General features: G+C 38.8%; 18 protein-coding genes. 5 read left to right on the top strand and 13 right to left on the bottom strand.

Annotation, left to right across the window (positions count from 1 at the left end; all coding sequences use genetic code 11):
• Nucleotides 1-86: 86 nt before the first annotated feature.
• Both IGK70_RS02080 and IGK70_RS02075 read right to left on the bottom strand, forming a co-directional pair.
• Nucleotides 87-1604 carry an ABC transporter permease/substrate-binding protein gene (locus IGK70_RS02080; RefSeq protein WP_002355507.1) on the bottom strand — a complete coding sequence of 506 codons (1518 nt, stop codon included), beginning with the start codon at nucleotides 1602-1604 and terminating at the stop codon, nucleotides 87-89.
• Nucleotides 1605-2558, bottom strand: a complete 954-nt coding sequence (locus tag IGK70_RS02075) for an ABC transporter ATP-binding protein (RefSeq protein WP_002367993.1) — start codon at nucleotides 2556-2558, stop codon at nucleotides 1605-1607. It abuts the gene before it with no gap.
• A gap of 236 nt (nucleotides 2559-2794) precedes the next feature.
• Here IGK70_RS02075 and IGK70_RS02070 point away from each other — a divergent pair, with 236 nt between their 5' ends.
• Complete coding sequence (locus IGK70_RS02070) at nucleotides 2795-3814, top strand: acyltransferase family protein (RefSeq protein ID WP_002355505.1); 1020 nt, start codon at nucleotides 2795-2797, stop codon at nucleotides 3812-3814.
• Nucleotides 3815-3978: 164 nt separating this feature from the next.
• On the opposite strand, the gene IGK70_RS02065 is transcribed toward IGK70_RS02070, so the two are convergent.
• From IGK70_RS02065 to IGK70_RS02050, 4 genes are all read right to left on the bottom strand, one after another.
• The gene (locus IGK70_RS02065) at nucleotides 3979-4212 is read right to left on the bottom strand and encodes a hypothetical protein (protein WP_002355504.1); all 234 of its coding nucleotides are present in this window, start codon (nucleotides 4210-4212) and stop codon (nucleotides 3979-3981) included.
• Between the two features lie 144 nt (nucleotides 4213-4356).
• The gene (gene pepV / locus IGK70_RS02060) at nucleotides 4357-5772 is read right to left on the bottom strand and encodes a dipeptidase PepV (protein ID WP_104855620.1); all 1416 of its coding nucleotides are present in this window, start codon (nucleotides 5770-5772) and stop codon (nucleotides 4357-4359) included.
• A 132-nt stretch (nucleotides 5773-5904) separates the two neighbouring features.
• A complete protein-coding gene (locus IGK70_RS02055; protein WP_002355501.1) occupies nucleotides 5905-6639 on the bottom strand; it encodes a pseudouridine synthase in 735 nt (244 codons plus the stop codon).
• A gap of 108 nt (nucleotides 6640-6747) precedes the next feature.
• A complete protein-coding gene (locus tag IGK70_RS02050) occupies nucleotides 6748-8397 on the bottom strand; it encodes a putative polysaccharide biosynthesis protein (RefSeq protein ID WP_002364837.1) in 1650 nt (549 codons plus the stop codon).
• A 203-nt stretch (nucleotides 8398-8600) separates the two neighbouring features.
• Between IGK70_RS02050 and IGK70_RS02045 the strand changes: the two genes are divergently transcribed.
• Nucleotides 8601-10127, top strand: a complete 1527-nt coding sequence (locus IGK70_RS02045) for a UDP-N-acetylmuramoyl-L-alanyl-D-glutamate--L-lysine ligase (protein ID WP_002366147.1) — start codon at nucleotides 8601-8603, stop codon at nucleotides 10125-10127.
• Nucleotides 10128-10193: 66 nt separating this feature from the next.
• Here IGK70_RS02045 and IGK70_RS02040 read toward each other — a convergent pair whose 3' ends face one another.
• Complete coding sequence (locus IGK70_RS02040; RefSeq protein ID WP_104855621.1) at nucleotides 10194-10766, bottom strand: alpha/beta hydrolase; 573 nt, start codon at nucleotides 10764-10766, stop codon at nucleotides 10194-10196.
• A 30-nt stretch (nucleotides 10767-10796) separates the two neighbouring features.
• On the opposite strand from IGK70_RS02040, the gene IGK70_RS02035 reads away from it, so the two are divergent.
• Together IGK70_RS02035 and IGK70_RS02030 are read left to right on the top strand one after the other, a co-directional pair.
• The gene (locus tag IGK70_RS02035; protein ID WP_002358652.1) at nucleotides 10797-11771 is read left to right on the top strand and encodes a ring-cleaving dioxygenase; all 975 of its coding nucleotides are present in this window, start codon (nucleotides 10797-10799) and stop codon (nucleotides 11769-11771) included.
• 112 nt (nucleotides 11772-11883) lie between these two features.
• Nucleotides 11884-12057, top strand: a complete 174-nt coding sequence (locus tag IGK70_RS02030) for a hypothetical protein (protein ID WP_002355495.1) — start codon at nucleotides 11884-11886, stop codon at nucleotides 12055-12057.
• 75 nt (nucleotides 12058-12132) lie between these two features.
• Here IGK70_RS02030 and IGK70_RS02025 read toward each other — a convergent pair whose 3' ends face one another.
• The 3 genes from IGK70_RS02025 to IGK70_RS02015 form a co-directional block, all read right to left on the bottom strand.
• Entirely contained in the window at nucleotides 12133-12603 is a 471-nt protein-coding gene (locus IGK70_RS02025) for a C-GCAxxG-C-C family protein (RefSeq protein WP_016617067.1), read from the bottom strand.
• 52 nt (nucleotides 12604-12655) lie between these two features.
• Nucleotides 12656-13384, bottom strand: a complete 729-nt coding sequence (locus IGK70_RS02020) for a YebC/PmpR family DNA-binding transcriptional regulator (protein ID WP_104855761.1) — start codon at nucleotides 13382-13384, stop codon at nucleotides 12656-12658.
• A 130-nt stretch (nucleotides 13385-13514) separates the two neighbouring features.
• Nucleotides 13515-14024 carry a VanZ family protein gene (locus IGK70_RS02015; protein ID WP_002366143.1) on the bottom strand — a complete coding sequence of 170 codons (510 nt, stop codon included), beginning with the start codon at nucleotides 14022-14024 and terminating at the stop codon, nucleotides 13515-13517.
• 127 nt (nucleotides 14025-14151) lie between these two features.
• On the opposite strand from IGK70_RS02015, the gene IGK70_RS02010 reads away from it, so the two are divergent.
• Nucleotides 14152-15978 carry a M3 family oligoendopeptidase gene (locus IGK70_RS02010; RefSeq protein ID WP_002399760.1) on the top strand — a complete coding sequence of 609 codons (1827 nt, stop codon included), beginning with the start codon at nucleotides 14152-14154 and terminating at the stop codon, nucleotides 15976-15978.
• Nucleotides 15979-16002: 24 nt separating this feature from the next.
• On the opposite strand, the gene IGK70_RS02005 is transcribed toward IGK70_RS02010, so the two are convergent.
• The 3 genes from IGK70_RS02005 to IGK70_RS01995 form a co-directional block, all read right to left on the bottom strand.
• Nucleotides 16003-17343 carry an MATE family efflux transporter gene (locus tag IGK70_RS02005; RefSeq protein WP_220421677.1) on the bottom strand — a complete coding sequence of 447 codons (1341 nt, stop codon included), beginning with the start codon at nucleotides 17341-17343 and terminating at the stop codon, nucleotides 16003-16005.
• Nucleotides 17344-17517: 174 nt separating this feature from the next.
• On the bottom strand, nucleotides 17518-18168 hold the full coding sequence (locus IGK70_RS02000; protein WP_002361229.1) for a uracil-DNA glycosylase: 651 nt from the start codon (nucleotides 18166-18168) through the stop codon (nucleotides 17518-17520).
• 86 nt (nucleotides 18169-18254) lie between these two features.
• Nucleotides 18255-19655, bottom strand: a complete 1401-nt coding sequence (locus IGK70_RS01995) for a M24 family metallopeptidase (RefSeq protein ID WP_104874317.1) — start codon at nucleotides 19653-19655, stop codon at nucleotides 18255-18257.
• Nucleotides 19656-19657: the final 2 nt, after the last annotated feature.

Raw genomic sequence — 19657 nt, 5'->3', positions numbered from 1 at the left:
ACAGGTACTTTTCACATTAAACTCTTTATTTATCTGAAAAAGACTGGATAAATGTTTATATACCAGTCTTTTTCAGTAAAAAATACTTATTTAAGAAGATTCTTTTCTTTTAAATAGTCTTTCGCCACTATGCTAGGATCTTGCCCTTCCACATTGACTTGATAATTCATTTCACTCATTTCTTCTTCGCTAATTTTTCCTGCCAATTTATTCAATATTTCTGCTAATTCTGGATATTTTTCCAACGTTGCTGTTTTAATAAGTGGTGCTCCTTGATAAGGCGGAAATAGCGCTTGATCATCTTCTAACGTTACTAAATCGTATTGTCTCAATTCACTATCCGTTGAATAGGCATCAATCACATTTACCTCACCATTATTAATCGCCTGGTAGCGTAATGCTGGTTCCATCGATTGGACATTCAGATTTAAATGATATTTTTCTTGTAATCCCTTATAACCATCTTGCCGATCAATAAATTCTAACGTAAAACCTGCTTTCAACTGATTGCTAATTTTCTGTAAATCACTAATCGTTTTTAATTGATGCGCTTTTGCAAATGAGCGTTTAACTGCGACGGCATACGTATTTTCATAGCGCATCGGTTTCAACAAAGTAAGGTTTTCTTGTTTTTTCAAGCCAGCGCGTGCCGCTTCATAGACTACTTGAGGTTGATTGTCTAGCTGAGGAGGATTTTTTAAAAAGGTTTCGATCACTGTTCCTGTAAATTCCGGATAAAGATCGATTTCATCTGATTTCAAGGCATTATATAAAAAAGTAGTCTTGCCAAAGTTTGGCTTTAACGTCACCTGAATGTCGCTATTTTCTTCAATTAAGGCTTTATACATATTAATAATAATATCTGGTTCCGCTCCTAATTTGCCAGCAATTGTCAGCTGTTTTTCCTTTGAAGAAGTTTGTTGATTCCAGAAAAATGAACCACCTAACAAAAGGCCTAAAATAGTACCGCCAATGATTAGTCGCCGCCCATTCGCTTTTTCTAACCAATGAATTCCATAATTAAATAAGACTGCTAGTGCAGCCGATGAAAGGGCTCCAATAAAAATCAACGATAAATTATTTCGATCAATTCCTAATAAAATGAAGGTCCCTAAACCACCTGCTCCAATTAACGCCGCCAACGTGGCCGTACCAATAATTAAAACGGTAGCCGTTCGAATACCTGAAATAATAAATGGTAATGCCATTTGTAACTCAAACTTAAACAGTTTTTCTTTTTTACTCATCCCAAATGCTTCTGCGGCTTCTTCTAACGAAGGATCAATTTCCGTCAAACCAGTATAGGTGTTTTGTAAAATTGGGAATAAGGCATAAATCACTAGCGCAACAATTGCCGGTGGTCGACCAATACCAATTAACGGAATCAGTAAGCCTAGCAAGGCTAAAGAAGGGATGGTTTGGAAAATCCCAGTCACTTGTAACAGACTTTCCGCTAACTTACGATGACTCGTTAAATAAATGGCTAAAGGAATTGCAATCAACGCAGCGAATAATAACGAGATAAAGGACAATTGCATATGCTCGATTAACGCTTGCAGATATTCTTCTTTTCGAGCGAAAAAAGTTTCAATCAGTGCTTGCATCTACTGTCCCTCGCTTTCCAACAGCTGTTCCATAAAACGAGTAATCGTTTTTGAGGTGATACACCCTAAAACTTGTTGTTTTTCTACTAAATTTGCTTTCTCTTGTGCATTAATGAGTTGGACAATCTCTTTTAAATTGGTTTCCATGAAAACAGTCGGCACTGGCTCAATCGTCTCATCTGCGGCTTCTAAAAATGCAGTCAAGTCAGCGCCACAATAGTTCGCTAGTTCTGGCGAAGATTGTTTGAAAAATTGACCGACAAAATTATTTTTCGGATGTTTTTGAATGGCTTCTGGCGTATCGACTTGAATAATTTTGCCAGCGTCCATAATACAGATGCGCTCCCCTAACAATAAAGCTTCATTCATATCATGGGTCACAAAAACAATGGTACTCGCTAATTCCTGATGAAGTTCTTTCACCAAACGTTGAAGATGATGTCTTGAAATCGGATCTAGCGCGCTAAAAGGTTCATCCATTAAAATCACTTCTGGTTCGGCTGCAATGGCGCGTAAAATCCCGATACGTTGTTGTTCGCCTCCTGAAAGCGCTGCTGGCTTACGATGCAGATATTCCTCAGGATTCAGCTGAACTTTTTTCAATAGTTCAATGGTTCGCTCTCTGCGTTGCTCTTTGGGCCATTTTTTCATTTCAGGAATCAACTCAATATTTTCCGCCACGGTTAAGTTAGGAAATAAGGCAATTTGCTGAAGAACATAGCCAATTTTTAGTCGTAATTCACGTAAAGGGTAGTTGGTTACCGCTTGTTCATTGAGAGCCACTTCACCTGTCGTTGGCTCAATGAGTCGATTAATCATTTTCAAAGTCGTCGTTTTTCCACTACCACTCGGCCCTACTAATACAAAAAATTCGCCTTGTTGGATTGTTAAATTCACATCGGACAAAACGGCATTTTCTTGATATACTTTTGAAACATTTTGAAATTTTATCATTTATTTTCACCGCATCTTTCACTTCTTAATAAACAAAATCTTTGGAGGATCGTCACTCTTTCAGTATAATTTAAGACTAACATCCTGCCTAATTTTTTGTTTTAAGCGCAAGTATGTGGGGGCTCATTTAACGGCTGCCGGTTCGTATCTACAATTATCTACTCAATGAATGGAAAAATTGTCCTCTTCTGCCTTAAACAAAAGTGAACTGTTTTCTACTAAAAGGAGTGATCGTTATGGAAAACGACAAGCGAATTTATAAATGGGACAACGTGAAACTTTTTTTAATTTTCTTAGTGATTTTTGGGCATATTTTAGATCGTGAAGCTTCTCCTTCACGACTCATGGAAACGATCAACTTTTGGATCTATTCATTCCATATGCCAGCCTTTATTTTTGTCTCTGGACTCTTTAGTAAACATGCCATTAAACAACGAAAATATCTACGCTTACTTTCCTTTGTTTGGCTTTATCTCTTAGCGAAGTTGTTGATTACGCTTGCTAATTTCGCCTTTGCAAATAAAATGAATTTTGATTTACTGAACGAAACGGGCGTTCCTTGGTACTTACTTTCCTTAGCAAGTTTCTACTTAATTACCATCTTTCTTCAGCGCGTTCAGCCGAAAATCATGTTGCCAATCATCATTGTTATCGGCTGCGCCTCAGGCTATTTGCCTGTGGAAGGTTTCTTGTCTTTAGGACGGACTCTGGGCTTCTTCCCTTTCTTTTATTGTGGCTACTTAATGGATATTCAAAAGCTGCAAACCTTTTTAGATCATCGCAAAGTCAAATGGGCAGCGATAGGCGTAATTTTAAGCTCCTTTTTATTTGTAAATAGTCAATGGTCATTGGCAACGAAATTTTGGGGTTTCTTAACTGGTTGGGCTTCCTACGCTGAAATTAGTCCGGCCTTTGAATACAGTAGTTTCATTCAGCTGTTCTTTTACGTTGCTGCAGCATTGGTGTCTCTTTCTTGGTTTGCATTATTGCCGAAACGAAAGTTACCTTTAAGCGCCCTCGGAAAAGATACCCTCTACCCTTATCTTTTGCATATGCCCTTAATTATTCTGTTGGAAAGTGGTTTACAATTAGACACACTCTTTAAAGAATGGTTTACTTTCCGAATCCTGGCACTTTTCTTCTTAGCCCTCTTCATTTTAGCTATTACGAATATGCCTGTGGTGAAACGGGGAGCGGATTATCTTTTTAATCCAATTGCGTATGTGTTGCCAAAACAATGGTTAAAAGTTAAATAAAAAAAGAAGAGCGTGGGACAAAAATCACTTTGGATTTTTGCTCCACGCTCAAAAACTGTTAAACGGCGAGAGTTGCAATGTTTCACTGTGAAGTATGAACAGATGAAATCATCGTACCTACTTGGTTCTTGGAGCTAAACACTTTTATCTCAGATTTTTTTCGACTATTGAAACAATCCTTTAATTTTATCAAACAAACCATCGGTCGTTGTATCAGCTAACATCGCTGTAATTTTATGATAGTGTTCGCCTAATTCATCTTTATGTTCTTCAATGAATTGTTGCGCATGTTCCACGTTGCCTTCTCCAATTAAATCTTTTGCTTTTTGAACTAATTCTTCTACGTTCATCTTCACACGTCCTTTGATTAAATAGTTAACAATAAGTGTTTCACTCATTGCGTTTTCTCCTATTTATCGTATCGTGGGATCCTTTGATTTGCAAGAAATTTTCAGTAAATTGACGGTTCTGATTTTGGGTTTTTAAAAGGCAAAAATTGCAAAAAAAAGCTGTTTTCGAAAATCGAAAACAGCTTTTTTACTTTACTTCGCTAAACGATAAATCGCATCTGCATAAATAGCAGCTGCTCGGAATAAGTCATCTAATTCCATAAATTCGTTGGCTTGGTGCATTGTGTCTGTGTAGCCAGGGAACATTGCGCCATAGGCAACACCACGTTTTAATAAGCGGCCATAAGTACCGCCACCAATGATTTGTTCTTGGCCTTTTTCGCCTGTATGGTCTTCGTAAACTTGTAGTAACGTTGCCACCAATGGATCATCAACTGGTACATAATGCGGTTCTTGGTTGCGATCTCCTTGTGTTGCAGTGACCGTTTCACCGACTGTTGCTTGAACTTTTGCTTGTAATTCTTCTGCTGAAGTTCCTTTTGGATAGCGGAAGTTTAATGTTACTAAGCTATTTTCAGGATTTTCTGGATCAAAGTTAACAATCCCAGGGTTCATTGTCAATTTACCCATTTTTTCGTCTTCAAAAGCCACGCCTAATTTTTCACCATAAAAATCTTCATGGATAAATTCAGCAATGGTATTAATAAAGCTGTATGCGCCTTCTGCAAAGCTGTAATCATTTAAGAAAGTTGCCAAGAAAGTCGCTGCGTTAATTCCAGATTGTGGGCTAGCACCGTGAGCACCTTTACCAACTACATGGAAAGTCACTGTTTTATCTGAAAGTTCTGCGTTACCTGAAATTTTTGCTTCTTGTTTGATGAATGTTTCAAAGCTAGCAGCTAGTGAAGCCGCTTCGTCTGCTGAAGCAGCCGTTACAACAGCATCTGCTGTTCCCGGAACCATGTTTTCACGTAAGCCAGATTTGAAGCTTTCTAATTTATAATCAGCGCCGTTACCGCCTCGGAAAGTTAAACGAATAGTCACATTTCCTTTTTCCCCATTAATAATTGGGAACTCAGCATCTGGTGAGAAACCGAAGTCTGGTGCTTCTTCATGTTGGAAATAGTAATCCATATCGCCCCAGCCGCTTTCTTCGTCACTTCCTACTACGAAACGGATTTTTTTAGACACGGGTAAGCCTAATTCTTTGATAATTTTCATTGCGTAATAAGCAGCCATACTTGGGCCTTTATCATCGCTCGCGCCACGTGCATAAATTTTGCCATCTTTAATGACTGGTTCATAAGGATCTGTTTCCCAACCATCACCAGCAGGAACAACGTCCATATGACCAAAAATCCCTAACGTTTCGTCGCCTTCACCATATTCAATGTGTCCAGCGTAATTGTCGACATTTTTCACCGTAAAGCCATCACGTTCACCATACGCTAACATGTGTTTTAAGCCAGCAACTGGCCCAGGTCCAAAGGGCGCTTCAGGTGTTGCTTGTGCATCATCACGTTCACTGTTGATACGTAATAAGTTTTGTAAATCTTCTAATAAGTCGTCTTTACGTGCTTCGACTTCTTTTGTCCAATCAATTGTCATTTGTTGTCACTCCTATTCATAAAGTTCTACATAGTCAATCATACCATTTTATGCAGAAAAAGAAAGAAACCCGACACTATTTTTCGAGAAATTTTTATCTTTTCCGCAGAAAGGGCTGGGTTTTTGTTTATTTTAATTGAGGTATGATTGTTTAGGTTGTAGTTGTTGTAATTCGGCTTCTGTTAAGGGCCGATATTCCCCTAGTTCTAACGTTTCATCTAACCATAGTTCGCCCATTCGTAATCGTTTTAAATACGTCACAGGTTTGCCTACAGTGGCTAACATCCGTTTGACTTGATGAAATTTCCCCTCTTGAATCACTAAACGGACTACGGAAGTCCCTTCTTCCTCATTGATCGTCTCAATGACTAAACGACTTGGTTTAACCATTTCTCCATCTTTCAAGGCAAATCCTTGCGCAAACAGTTGACAATCTTCCGCTGTCACAAGTCCCTCAACTTCAGCTAAATATTCTTTATCCACATGCTTTTTGGGTGATAATAATTGATGCGCTAACTGGCCATCATTTGTTAATAGAAGCAAGCCTTCGGTATCTTTATCCAAGCGACCAACTGGGAACAAGTCGGCACGGTAATCCTGATCAGTTAACAAGTCAATTACCGTTTCATCTCGCTGATCTTCCGTCGCAGAAATGACACCTTGTGGTTTATGCAACATGTAATAAAAGAATTTCTGATACGTAAGAATTTCTCCCATCAAGGCAATTTGATCTGTTTCTTCATTTACTTGTGTTTTGGCTTCTTTTACGACGTCACCATTCACCGTAACGACTTTTTTCTTTAACAATTGTTTGATTTCTTTACGACTACCGATACCAACATCGGCTAAAAATTTATCTAAACGCATCGTCATTCCTCTTTCCTTTAAAAAAATAGCTTGGGACATAAATCGAATCGATCGATGTCTCAAGCCTTGTCTCTTAAGAGAATCTGCTGAAAGGAGTTCAATCAGCTATTATTTAATATTGAATTTTGCACGTAATTTTGCGGCATTTTTCCCTAATAAACGATCAGCTAAGCGAATCTTCAAGACCGAATAGCCATAAAAAGCGCCTCCTGCAGCAGCCACAATTACAACGATAATGAAAGCTTGGAAACGTCTAGTTGGATCTAAAAATAGATACAAGAACTGACGGAAAATCAAAGCGATAATCATCATGATGACTGTAATACAGAACATTAATAATGTTCGCCGTAAGGTTAATTTGTAATTAAAACGTGTCACTTGACGAATTCTTCTTAGAATCAATACGCAAGAAACCGTAAAGCCAATCATCGTTGCTAATAACGGACCGTAAACTTCAAATAAACGGATTGCGGGGAATTGCACGATTAATTTCACAGCTAAACCAATTCCTAAATAACGCATTGCGTCACGATTTTCATACATCCCCATCAACATATTTGACACTAACATATACAAGCCCAAGAATAAACTAGCGTAACAAGCTTGCACTAATAAAGAAGTGCCTAAAGCATCTGGCATGTAAAAAACAGTGTATAGTGGTTGCGCTAAAACAATCATACCGAACGTTGCTGGCAACATTACAAACACAAAAAGTTGTAAATTATTACTAATCAAACGCGCTAACTCACGGTGATTTTTTAAGGTGACCGCTTCTGTAATTAACGGTAATCCAGTAGCCGAAATCGAAGTCGCTAAAGCCACGACAATCATGGTTAATTTGTCCGGATTGGCATTAAAAATACCGAAAAGCTCTCGTAATTGGGTATCTGAATAATCCGTAAACAAACGCATAAAGTTTGAGAAAGTAAACTGATCGACAAGTTTAAAGACCGTCACCCCTGAGCCAACTACGATAAAAGGAATCGCCTCTTTAAAAGTTTCAATCAATAACTCTTTTGGAGCAATTTCATGTTCATTGGCGCTGTGTTCTTCTAAATAATCAAATAATGGTTTTTGTTTGTACATGTAATAACCTAAAACCGCAAAACTTGCGAGCATCCCAATAAATGCCGCAAAAGTGGCTTGAGTCACCGCTGTAACGTAATTACCTTCAAAGACTTTCATGATAATAAAAGCGGTTAATAACATGTAAAAAACTCGTGCTACTTGTTCAACAATTTGTGATAAAGCAAAGGGCATCATTTCTTGATTTCCTTGGAAATAACCGCGAATGACACTCATGCTTGGGAAAACTAAAACGGCTAAACTTAATGAACGCATTGTTGGAACTAATTCAGGACCTCCGCCAGACAAAGCTGCTAATGCCGGAGATGCCAAATACATCACAATAGCAAAAACCACACCTAAGCCACCCATTAGTTGTAAGGCACGATAAAAAAGCTGTCGACTAATTTTATATTCGTTCAATGAATTATAATGCGAGGTCTGCTTGGCAATCGCACCTGGAATTCCGGCGGTAGAGATCATTAGGAATAAGGCATAAATCGTATACCCCATTGAAAACAAACTGTTCGCTTCGTTTCCGTGCTCGCCCATCCAAGCGTACCAGGGGATGATGTAAATCGCCCCTAACATGCGGGAGATAATATTACTAGCTGTCATCCAAGCTGAGCCTTTGACCATTTTTTCTTGGTTCGTCAGGATTGGTTGATCAACTGAATTTGGTTGATTGATCATTTTGTCCTCCAATATTCTTTGAGTATGCTTTCTTTATTTTAATTGTTCATCTTGGGATATGCAACGACTTTCTCGAAGAATTATCCTATTTTAACATTTCTCATGGATTTTCTCACGCTAACGAGATGGTTTTTTTAAAAGAAAAATAATGCTATAATGACATCAGTTTTGAAATTTCGTTGAAACGTTTGGAGGCAAAAAAAGTGACGATTTCATTATTCGCAATTCGCGATTGCTTAGAAAAAGAAGATTTATTAAAAGAATTTATTTCACCAGAAGGCTGGCACTTGACTCTTTCCGACACGTTAGGTCAACGAGAAGTAACGGCTCTTTCTTACGATTCGAGAGACGTAACAGCAGAAACACTCTTTTTTTGTAAAGGATTAAACTTTAAAGAAATCTATTTAGAAAATGCTGTAAAAGACGGCCTAGAAATCTATGTTTCTGAGGTGCCTTATGAGGTTCCGGCGCAACTAGGAATTATCGTAACTGACATTAAAAAAGCAATGGCTGTGTTAAGCATGGCTTTTTATGATTATCCACAAAATAAATTAAAACTGATTGGCTTTACTGGAACCAAAGGTAAAACAACAGCGGCTTATTTCACCAAATATATTTTAGATGTTGCTACACAACAAAAAACAGCCTTGCTTTCTACCATGAATTCGACATTAGATGGCAAAACATTCTTTAAATCTGCATTGACTACACCCGAATCTTTGGACTTGTATCGAATGATGGCAACCGCTGTTGCTAACGGGATGACTCATTTTATTATGGAAGTTTCTTCCCAAGCCTACAAAACTAATCGTGTCTACAAGCTGTTTTTTGATGTCGGCATTTTTTTAAACATTACCCCCGACCATATCAGTCCAATTGAACATCCAACCTTTGACGATTACTTTTATTGCAAACGTCAATTGATTACACATTCTAAAGTCATTGTGTTGAATCACGAAGCTGATTATTTTCCATTACTTAAAGAAACTGCACAACAGCAAAAAGTCCCAGCCATTGTCTATGGCAGTCAGCCGGCTCCAGAAGTAGACTATTCATTCGCTGTTTCTTCAGAGGATTCCTTACGTTTTATCGTTGAAAGTCCTGCAGATGCGTTAGGATTGGCCGGCTCTTATCACCTTCGTTTAGGTGGTGATTTTAACAAAGGTAATGCGTTAAGTGCGGCGATTGCCAGTGTCCTTGTGGGAGCTTCAAAAGAAGAGTGTCAACAAGGGATCGCAGCAACCACCGTCCCTGGCCGGATGGAATCTTTAACGAATACCAACGGTGCAACCGTCTATGTTGATTACGCTCATAACTATGACAGTTTGAAGAATCTTTTAACCTTTGTCCGTGAAGAACATCCTGACGGCCGCTTAATTGTTCTTGTTGGTAGCACGGGAGACAAAGCGATTTCTCGCCGCAAAGACTTTGGTAGGGTTCTTTCTGAATTGGCTGATGTTGCAGTCCTAACAACCGATGACCCAGCCAGTGAAGATCCAGCAAAAATTTGCCAAGAAATTCAAGCCCATATTACCAAAGAAATGCCTGTTTACACCGTTTTAGATCGTGGCGAAGCAATTGCTCACGCATTGTCTTTAAGCACAACGGCTGATGATGCGATTGTCTTAGCTGGTAAAGGCGCCGACCTTTATCAAAAAGTAAACGGCATAGATGAACCTTACGCAGGAGACTTTGCCCTTGCGGAAGCTTTCATTAATAAAAAGAACTAAATCATTTAAACACACATGAAAAAAACAAGCTGCAACCACTTATCAACAAAGGTTGCAGCTTGTTTTTTAAAGAACTTCTTTTATTTTCGTTACTTCTTCTTCCGATAAGCCATGACCGCCATCCACTAGTAAAAAGTCGACTGGGAAATGTTTCTTTAATTGATTAGCTAAAGAAAGAACTTGTCCCGGAATACTCAACTCATCCTGAGCCCCTGTTGTGACAATCACTTTTGTCGCAAACTCACCAGATACATATTGATAGCCTAAATTGCTTGGATGCAGTAAAATAACAGTGTTAGCAATAGTCGGGTTCTTTTCTAACAGGCCTAAAATAAAATTGGCACCGTTAGAGTACCCTATAAAAATAACTTCATCGTATAACTTTCGCGGTTGCCAAACTTCTTCTAGAAACGCAGTCACTCGCTCATCAAAGTTAGCACGAGGTAAGGCTCCATTAACTAATGGCGCAAAAAAGCGTCGCTGTTCGCCTACACCTTCTGTCCCTAAGTAACTTAGAACACTCGCTTCTGGATAAAGGGTTGCGATGGTCGTTAATAATTGATATTCATTGCCACCAGTACCATGGAAAGCGACAACTAATTGATTAGGTTTCGACCCTTTTTGAAAAAATTGTTTCATTTAATAAACCTCCAAGAAAGGAATTTTACTATGTATGCACAAATTCATCACATCTCTATTTTAAATCGATTGATAAAGCCTACATTTGACTTCTATCATAATACACTGGGATTAAAATTACTAATGAAAACGATCAACCAAGATGACCACACCATGTATCACTTATTTTTCTCAGATAATGAGCAACGAACAGGTACCGAATTAACTTTTTTTGAATTGAATGATGGCCAAGATCAATCCTTTGGGACAAATACAATTGAACGAACTATTTTAAAAGTACCAACGCGCGCCTCTTTGGATTTTTGGGCAGAACGTCTTGAGCAAGCGGGTATCTGCCACTATGGTGTGGAAACATTTAACCAACACCCAATTTTGCGTTTTGAAGCGCCCGATAATACGCAAATGGCGCTTGTTCCGTTACGTGAATTTGAAAATGCGGAAGATTATTTTCCAGCTGAGCATTCTGAAATTCCAGTAGAACATGCAATTTTAGGCATTGATGCAATTCAATTACGCGTCCAATATGCCGCAGCTACCAAACAACCTTTAGTGGATTATTTACATTGGCATGAAAAAGAAACAGTACCTTTTTTTGAAACTGCGCATGAAGTAACCGTTCTGGAAAATCATCATCCACAGTTTTATCAAGAGGTACACATCATTGATGACCGTACCAATCCGCTTGCCATTGAAGGAATTGGTGGCGTTCATCACGTCGCCTTTGGGGTGGAAGATACGCAAGAATTAACGCAAGTTGATAGCCTGTTAGAGGAAAAGAATTTTACAAACTCAGGAATTAAAGACCGCGAATTTTTCAAATCATTGTATTTTAGAGAACCGAACCACTTGTTATTTGAAGTAGCCACACAAAAAGGCCTGTTAGATGCCGAAGCCTACGAAAATCAAAGTTCAAACTTTGATGAAATCCCCCTTTATTTGCCTCACTTTTTGGCAGATCAAAGAGAACGAATCGAAGCGATTTTAGCACAACAACGCCATGAGTAAACAAAAATAGCGGTTCTAACCGCTATTTTTGTTTTTTAATATCCTATTATTGCCCTTTTTTGAAAAAAAGGAGTACACTAATAGTAGATGAACTGCGCAAGGAGGTGAGTACATGTTATCTAAGGAAGAAGTTCTACACTTATTGAACGAAGCAAAAAAAGAAGTCGATCGTTTAGAAACAAACCGCCAAGAAGATTTAGGTAATTCAATCAACTATATTGAAAATGAATTACAGCTCCAACGTGTCTTATCTCAAGTGGAAGCTTATGAAAAAGTACTTGGTTAATTGATTACGTATTAAATGAGAGAGGAGCAACCAGATTCAGGTGAATGAATCTGGTTGCTCCTCTCTCATTTTTTACTAGACTAATTCGTAAGCAAGTTCTCGTGCAATAATTTTTGCGGTTGTTTCAGCGATTTCTCCAGTAAAGCCAATGCATTGTTCCATATGCTCAGGTGAACCCATCGTCATTTTACTTGTCAAAATACTGCAGCAAACCACTCGATGCTTTTGTCGAAAACTTTGATGCAATTCGTTGGCTAAAGCCATCGTTTTATTTACTTGTTCTCCTTTGGCTTCTGTCCGACCAAAAAAGTAGCCCAGACACATAACCCCGCCTGAAAGAGCACCACAAATACACTTCGCTCCTCCAACACCTACAGGAAACCCAGAAGCCATGGCCACAGCTTCAATGGGAATCTCCGCATCGAAGTGTTGCCGAATGGTCACCACAATCGCTTCCGAGCAATAAAAATCACCGTTACGATAATAGGCTTCCGCTTCTTCCCTGATTGCTTGTAAACAAATTCTCTTTTTCAAAATGCCCTCCATTCTGTATTCGCTTTCATTTTATGAATAAAAGGACGCCAAGCATCCCTTTATTTTATAGATTTTCTGCAGAGGTAAATACTTCTGACACATCATCATCGTCTTCTAACTTGTCAACCAAGCGCTCTAATTGCGCTTTTTGTTCATCGTTCAAGGTTAGTAAGGTTTGCGGAACCATTGTTAATTCAGCTTGTGCTAATGAATAACCTGCTTGTTCTAAAGCATCGCGAACCGCTGCAAAATCTTCTGGTGCTGTGTAAATTTCAAATACTTCTGGTGATGTTTCTAAATCCTCGCCGCCTGCTTCCAAAACGACTTCTAGCATGTCGTCTTCCTCAATTGCATGATCTTCTCGCTTAATGACAATATAGCCTTTACGATCAAACATATAATTCACCGAACCCGTTTCACCTAAAGAGCCACCATTTCGAGTAAACGCGACGCGAACATTGGTGGCCGTTCGGTTGCGGTTATCTGTTAGTGCATGAACTAAAACTGCCACGCCACCTGGCCCGTATCCTTCATAAGTTACCTCGTCATAATGTTCCCCTTCACCAGCACTACTGGCTTTTTTTATGGCGCGCGCAATATTATCATTGGGCATATTGGCTGACTTAGCTTTATCGACTGCTAAACGTAAAGCAGGATTCATTGCGGGGTCAGGGCCACCTGCTTTTGCCGCCATATAGATTTCCCTTGAAACTTTTTGGAAAATTTTCCCACGTTTGGCATCTTGTGCATTTTTACGCCCTTGAATGTTGCTCCATTTGCTGTGTCCTGACATCCTTGATTCCTCCTGACTTTTCGTTACTATTCTCCTATATTCTACTCTTCTTTTCAGTTAGGAACAAGCGCTACCAAAAAAAGACCCTCGCTTACCCACCGTTCTGACGAATAAACGAAGCTCTTCTAAATTAGCGTCTTCTTTTTTTATTTTTCTTCAAACCATGAACCACCAAACAAATAACGATGGCTGTCAAAGCACCCATGGCATCCAACATAACATCTTGAAAAAGAGGGGTCCTTCCGCCTGTGATCATTTGATGAAATTCATCTAAACCTGCATAGCCAGTAGCAGCTAGCCAGGAAACAACAGCTGTTAAAAACAGACCTTTGATTCTTGGCACTAATCCAATAAACCAACTACCACCTAATAGAAAATACGTACCAAAATGGGCTCCCTTACGAATAAAAAATTCAACAAATTTACTATAACCACTAGCTTGAATGCTCACTTCACTACCAGCATATTGAAAAGAAATATTTTTTAATTGTTCTTCAAAAGGATGACTGCTCAGAAGTTTATCTAAAAGACCAACTTGTGATTGCTGTTCATACGTCTGTGATGAACTGAAAAATAAAATGGCCATAATTACAAACGCAATGACTAAATATAAATTACTATCTTTCAAATAATTTTTCATATAATCCTCTTTTCTTGGTTTCAAGTTGCCCCGTGCCTGCCACGGAAAATTCTTTTTTATTATAGTCGGTTTCGAGGGAAAAAGAAACAACTTCTCTTAGGTCTTATGATATACTGAAAAGAAAAAAATGAAAGAAGGATTGGATATGACCTATTCTATTACATGGGATTTAGACAGTATTTTCCCCAATGGGAGCGAGTCCAAAGAACTTAGCCAACGAATGACTCAATTAACCGAACAAACAAAAGAGTACCATCAATTAATCACAGAATGGACACCAGAAAGTGCCCAAGGCAAAGAACAATTTGCTGAAATCTTAACGTTACAAGGGAAAATCTCAAATGGCTTTTCACAATGTAATAGTTTTTTAACTGCTTTAATTTCTGCTAATACTAATGATACCAAGGCCAAAATTTTATCAGGCGATTTATACAATCTATTGCCAGCGATTCAATTAGCTGAAACCATTTTTACTAAAAAAATCACCGAGATTTCAGCAGAACATTGGCAAGCCCTGTTAGCCGAAGAACCGTTTAAAACAATGGCTTTTCGCTTAAATGAATTACGACGTGATGGAAAAAAACTGCTTTCCGAACAAGAAGAAAATATCATCAATACGCTTTCTCTAGATGGGTTAAATGCTTGGAGTACACATTACGATACGATTGTTGCTTCCATTGTGATTCCTTTTGAAGAAAAAGATGGCTCTGTGACAGAACTATCTGCAGGCCAAGCCTTTAACCGCATGATGGGAGATCCTGACAAAGAGGTTCGTCAACGTTTGTTTACAGCCTGGGAGAAAGCTTGGAGTGGCAAAGCTTCAATTTTAGCAGACACCCTAAATCACTTGGATGGGTTCCGTTTATCTGATTACAAATTGCATGGCACTACAGATTATTTAGAAAATCCCTTAAACTATAATCGAATGAGTCAAGAAACATTAACGGTTATGTGGGAAACCATCCAAAAAAATAAACAACCATTCGTCGACTTTCTAACGCGCAAAGCGCAATTATTCGGTAAAGAAAAAATGGATTGGCAAGACCAAGATGCACCAATTATTTTAGGTGATTTAGAAGAAAAAACGTATTCCTTTGATCAAGCCGCTGCCTTTATTTTAGAAAATTTCCGTAAATTCAGTCCGAAAATGGCCGATTTTGCCCAAATGGCTTTTGAAAAAAGTTGGATTGAAGCTGAAGATCGTCCAGGCAAACGTCCTGGGGGTTATTGTACAGAATTACCTGAAACACAAGAGTCGCGTATTTTCATGACCTTTGGCAATTCAATCAACGAAGTAGCTACTTTAGCCCATGAATTAGGTCACGCTTTCCATAGTAGCGTGATGTGGGATTTACCTTCATTGAATCGAGAGTATGCCATGAACGTAGCAGAAACGGCTAGTACCTTTGCAGAATTGATTGTTGCTGACGCCACCTTAAAAGAGGCCAAATCAGACGTTGAAAAGATTAACCTTTTAGACACAAAAATGCAAAATGCCATTGCTATGTTTATGAACATTCATGCGCGTTTTATCTTTGAAAATAATTTTTATCAAGCGCGCCAAAAAGGTTTAGTAGCGGAAGAAGATATTACTGAATTAATGTTAGCGGCGCAAAAAGAAAGCTACAAAGATAGTCTTGGCAGTTATCATCCTCATTTCTGGGCGAGCAAATTGCACTTCTTTATTGATGATGTGCCTTTCTATAATTTCCCATATACTTTTGGCTATCTATTCAGCATGGGTATCTATGCGTATGCCAATCAACAAGGCAGCTCTTTTGAAGACCAATACATTGCGTTATTAAGAGACACTGCTTCGATGACAAGCGAAGAATTAGCGAAAAAACATTTAAATGTTGACTTAACAAAACCTGATTTCTGGCAAGCCGGCATTGATCAAGTCCTAAAAGATGTGGAACAATTCATGACTTTAACTGAAAACTATGTAAACTAAGCAAAAAAGAAGCAGTAACCAACATCAGGTTACTGCTTCTCTTTTTTTCAAATAGTTTCGATACGCAAGGTAGCCCACAAGCATTAGTCCAAACGTAACAAATTCAACTACTGGCATGGCTAACCAAACACCGGTTAATCCTAGTAATTTCACCAAAATAAATAAAACTGGCACAATTAAAAAGAACCCACGCAAAGAGGAAATCATTAGTGCCATTTTCGGTTTACGAACTGCCGAAAAGTAATAAATCCCCATAAAATTCAATCCTGTAAACAAGAAGGAAATCGCATATAAGCGGATGGCTGTCCTAGCAATTTGCGCCAACTGGTCGTTCCCTTCGCTATTAAAGACCTCAATAATTTGTCCCGTAAACACTTGACTGATTAAAAAGAACAGGAAGCCGGCGACCAAGTACGTAATAAAGCTAAGTTTAACAAATTTACGCAACACCTTCGTTTCCCCTAAACCATAGTATCGGCTGAGTAATGGTTGCGCCCCTTGCCCAATCCCTGTAAAAATAGCAATCACAATAATATTGAGATTGGCAACAATCGCATAAGCTGAAATCGCCACATGACCAACTAAGTTTAACAAAACAATATTAAATAAAAACATGACAAAGGCCGAAGAAAATTCATTTAAAAAGGAGGAAAAACCAATCGACATAATTTCTCGAACATCCTGAAATTTCACTTTAAACTTTTCAAAACGTAAAACTCGTTGCGGCGACCACTTATGCAACGTAATCAGGATTAAGCTTGTTAAAGGTGACATCACCGTTGCAATGGCCGCGCCTGCCATGCCCCACCCAAATTGATAAATAAAGACATAATCCAAAATAATATTGACAATTCCCCCACTGACAAAAGCAATCGTTGCCAAACGAGGATTATGGTCATTTCTTAAAAAAGTAATCAGGCAATTGTTTAAAATAAATAATAATGAACAGCTAAGGTAAATCATATAATATTCCTTTGCCAAACCAAACAAGACACCGGTCCCCTGAAGTCCCCGAATAATTTGATCGGAAAAAATCAAACTCGCTAAAGTAAAGAGACTTCCTATAACGAAAACTAACCCAATCGTTAAACTAAAATACTGATTAGCTTTTTTGATTTCTTTTTGCGCAACCGTGGTCGAAAACAACGTAGCGCCGCCAACCCCAAACATCCAACCTAATCCATTAATAATATTAATGAGTGGTAAGACAATGTTAAGCCCCGCCAACGCCTCGGTGCCGATCCCATTTGCAATGAAAAATGTGTCCGCCAAAATAAAAATTGATTGCGCCGCCATACTTAAAATTCCTAACAGAACATTTTTATAAAACAACGCAGTAAAATGGTTTTGCTGTGTTTGCTCCATACCCAAATCTCCTTCTAACAAAAAAAGGACTCATTCTTTTTGCTTCAAGGCTTACGCAAAAATCAGAATCCTTCAATTATTCAACCCAGCGATTAAATAATCTGTCTATTTATTGATACTTCTAGGTTAGCATTCTCTCTTCGAAAAAACAACCATCCTTTTATTTTTCTCATTTTAAACTTTCTTAAGCAGTTGCAGTTGTTTTTGAACCACTTGCCAATCTTCTTTCACGACTTCTTTTAAACGATAATTATAAAAGACAGCCGCTGGATGGAAGAGTGGAATGATTTGATAGGTTTTCTGCGTCCAATGATAGTTTTGTGATTGCTCATCAAATGTTTGAATGGGCGACTGAATGACCGTTCCGTGCACTGCAGTGATTGTTGGCTTTGGTCCTAAAAGTCGTTGCAACCCAATATTCCCCAGTGTCAAAATTAGTTCAGGTTGGCAAACAGCGATTTCCCAATCAAGCAAAGGCGCAAAAATTTTGATTTCTTCTTTGGTTGGCGTTCGATTAGGAAATTTGGTTACTCTTTCTCCCGTTTTTGCAATCTGCTTCGTTTTTACAGAAAAAGGCCGACTCCTAACCGCACTGGTGATATACACCGTTTCACGACTTAAGCCAACTTGTTGTAATTGTTCCATCAACAATTGACCTGAACGCCCTATAAATGGTACGTTTTCTTTAATTTCTTCTTTTCCAGGGGCTTCCCCAATCAGCATCACTTTTGGCTGTTGCGGGCCTTGCCCTTCCACAAAACCTTCTAATGGTAAGTCTTTCGCTTTAGCTAAAACTGCTTGTTTCAGATGTTCAGGATAATGCATTTACCATCACGCCTCTCTTCTGGTGTTCTTCCTTCGCTATATTGATTATAAATAAGGCCCAAAAGAAACTCAAAAAAGGAGCCTACTCATTTAGGAGCTGGTTTTTCTACACACAAAGCTTTGTCTTTAGCTAAATAAAAAGGCCGTAAGTAACCAACTAAATTAGACATTGGTAAAACCTCCGTTGGTAAGTCAATCTTCAATGTCTCTTTTAAATAGGCTCTGCGTGTCGCAATCCGTTGCCACATGTCTGGATAAGTTTGCTGAATCTCTTTTTGCAATGTTTCATCAGCCAAAGCCACACATTCTTCTGCACTCACCCCTGTATAACCAGGTACAGAAGGAATAATATCCACTTGAAAGAGCATGCCACTTTCCAAGCGAATGGCTGAATCTGGATAAATAGGCGACGACATCCATTCATCATCCGAAACTAAATGCCCAGGATTCAAATGCCAGTGATAGATTTCTTTTGGTAACTGTTCTTCAATCGCTTGGTACATTTCTCGCCCTAACAGTCCGATTCGAATGGTTTCAAGCCAGTGAACGACAGCTTGAAAATAGGGTTTTGCTACGCGCTCTAAATAATCACGTTGCGCTTCTGGCAATTGCTGCTCGTTTTCAATAACAAAACCTGTTCGGCTAGACAAGCCGCCTTTGTAGCCTGTAGTTAATGATAAGGCATCACCTAACTGAATTTTTTTGGCAGTCGGATACATGTTTGCATATTCAAAACGTTGACCAGTTGCCGCAATGGTTACTACCGTCGGCGTTTGACCTTCATCATTTAACAAAGCCCCAATGTCCGTTTCACGCTGTCCTACTTCAATTGCATTTAAGGCCTTTAACATACTGCGAGAAGCCAAATTCGCCCCATATTCATAGTGCGCCAATTCGTTGGCATTATTTGTTGTGCGGGCCCCCTTTGCTCCAATCAATAAGTGGGTCCCATTTAGTAAACGAGCTTCTTTCGGCAGCGCTTTTTTCAGTGCTTCGACAATAAAATGTGGCACATCAAACATAGTAGCAGGTTCTTGCTGTTGTGTCGTAAACATTTTCCACCCAACGATACCTATTTTTTGAGCAGTTTCATCGAGAAGCGTTTCAAAAATCTGCGCCAACTTTTGTTCTCCAGCCATTGGTTGATTCGGTAGCGAAAAAGCTGGATAATGAATTAAATCGGCTGAGATGCGGGCATGTTGGCACAGTTTTAAATTTTCATTGCCTAAAATAAGTGTCGCCGCACCATCCTTATTTAACACAAGGAGTCCTTCTTCAAACCTCGGAATAAAGCCAGTTAAGTATTCAAAATTACTGCCATGCTCTTTGTCTGCATAGAAGACCAATTGATCGAATTTTTCTGTTTTCATTCGTTGTAATACTTTCTGCTTACGCGCCATCATCGTTTCATTCGTCAAATACGTTGGAAAAACATTCTCAAAAACAGTAGGTTCAGCAATATGTGTATAATTAATTTTTCGCTTCATTA

Origin of the sequence: Enterococcus sp. DIV0358, assembly GCF_051713465.1 — a bacterium.
Lineage (GTDB): Bacteria > Bacillota > Bacilli > Lactobacillales > Enterococcaceae > Enterococcus > Enterococcus faecalis.
This window is presented reverse-complemented; position numbering and strand designations above follow the sequence as displayed.

Excerpts from the sequence above, each read along its gene's own strand:
- IGK70_RS02080 (WP_002355507.1), bottom strand. The coding sequence starts at position 1,604 with ATGCAAGCACTGATTGAAACTTTTTTCGCTCGAAAAGAAGAATATCTG.
- IGK70_RS02075 (WP_002367993.1), bottom strand. The coding sequence starts at position 2,558 with ATGATAAAATTTCAAAATGTTTCAAAAGTATATCAAGAAAATGCCGTT.
- IGK70_RS02070 (WP_002355505.1), top strand. The coding sequence starts at position 2,795 with ATGGAAAACGACAAGCGAATTTATAAATGGGACAACGTGAAACTTTTT.
- IGK70_RS02065 (WP_002355504.1), bottom strand. The coding sequence starts at position 4,212 with ATGAGTGAAACACTTATTGTTAACTATTTAATCAAAGGACGTGTGAAG.
- pepV (WP_104855620.1), bottom strand. The coding sequence starts at position 5,772 with ATGACAATTGATTGGACAAAAGAAGTCGAAGCACGTAAAGACGACTTA.
- IGK70_RS02055 (WP_002355501.1), bottom strand. The coding sequence starts at position 6,639 with ATGCGTTTAGATAAATTTTTAGCCGATGTTGGTATCGGTAGTCGTAAA.
- IGK70_RS02050 (WP_002364837.1), bottom strand. The coding sequence starts at position 8,397 with ATGATCAATCAACCAAATTCAGTTGATCAACCAATCCTGACGAACCAA.
- IGK70_RS02040 (WP_104855621.1), bottom strand. The coding sequence starts at position 10,766 with ATGAAACAATTTTTTCAAAAAGGGTCGAAACCTAATCAATTAGTTGTC.
- IGK70_RS02035 (WP_002358652.1), top strand. The coding sequence starts at position 10,797 with ATGTATGCACAAATTCATCACATCTCTATTTTAAATCGATTGATAAAG.
- IGK70_RS02030 (WP_002355495.1), top strand. The coding sequence starts at position 11,884 with ATGTTATCTAAGGAAGAAGTTCTACACTTATTGAACGAAGCAAAAAAA.
- IGK70_RS02025 (WP_016617067.1), bottom strand. The coding sequence starts at position 12,603 with ATGGAGGGCATTTTGAAAAAGAGAATTTGTTTACAAGCAATCAGGGAA.
- IGK70_RS02020 (WP_104855761.1), bottom strand. The coding sequence starts at position 13,384 with ATGTCAGGACACAGCAAATGGAGCAACATTCAAGGGCGTAAAAATGCA.
- IGK70_RS02015 (WP_002366143.1), bottom strand. The coding sequence starts at position 14,024 with ATGAAAAATTATTTGAAAGATAGTAATTTATATTTAGTCATTGCGTTT.
- IGK70_RS02010 (WP_002399760.1), top strand. The coding sequence starts at position 14,152 with ATGAAAGAAGGATTGGATATGACCTATTCTATTACATGGGATTTAGAC.
- IGK70_RS02005 (WP_220421677.1), bottom strand. The coding sequence starts at position 17,343 with ATGGAGCAAACACAGCAAAACCATTTTACTGCGTTGTTTTATAAAAAT.
- IGK70_RS02000 (WP_002361229.1), bottom strand. The coding sequence starts at position 18,168 with ATGCATTATCCTGAACATCTGAAACAAGCAGTTTTAGCTAAAGCGAAA.
- IGK70_RS01995 (WP_104874317.1), bottom strand. The coding sequence starts at position 19,655 with ATGAAGCGAAAAATTAATTATACACATATTGCTGAACCTACTGTTTTT.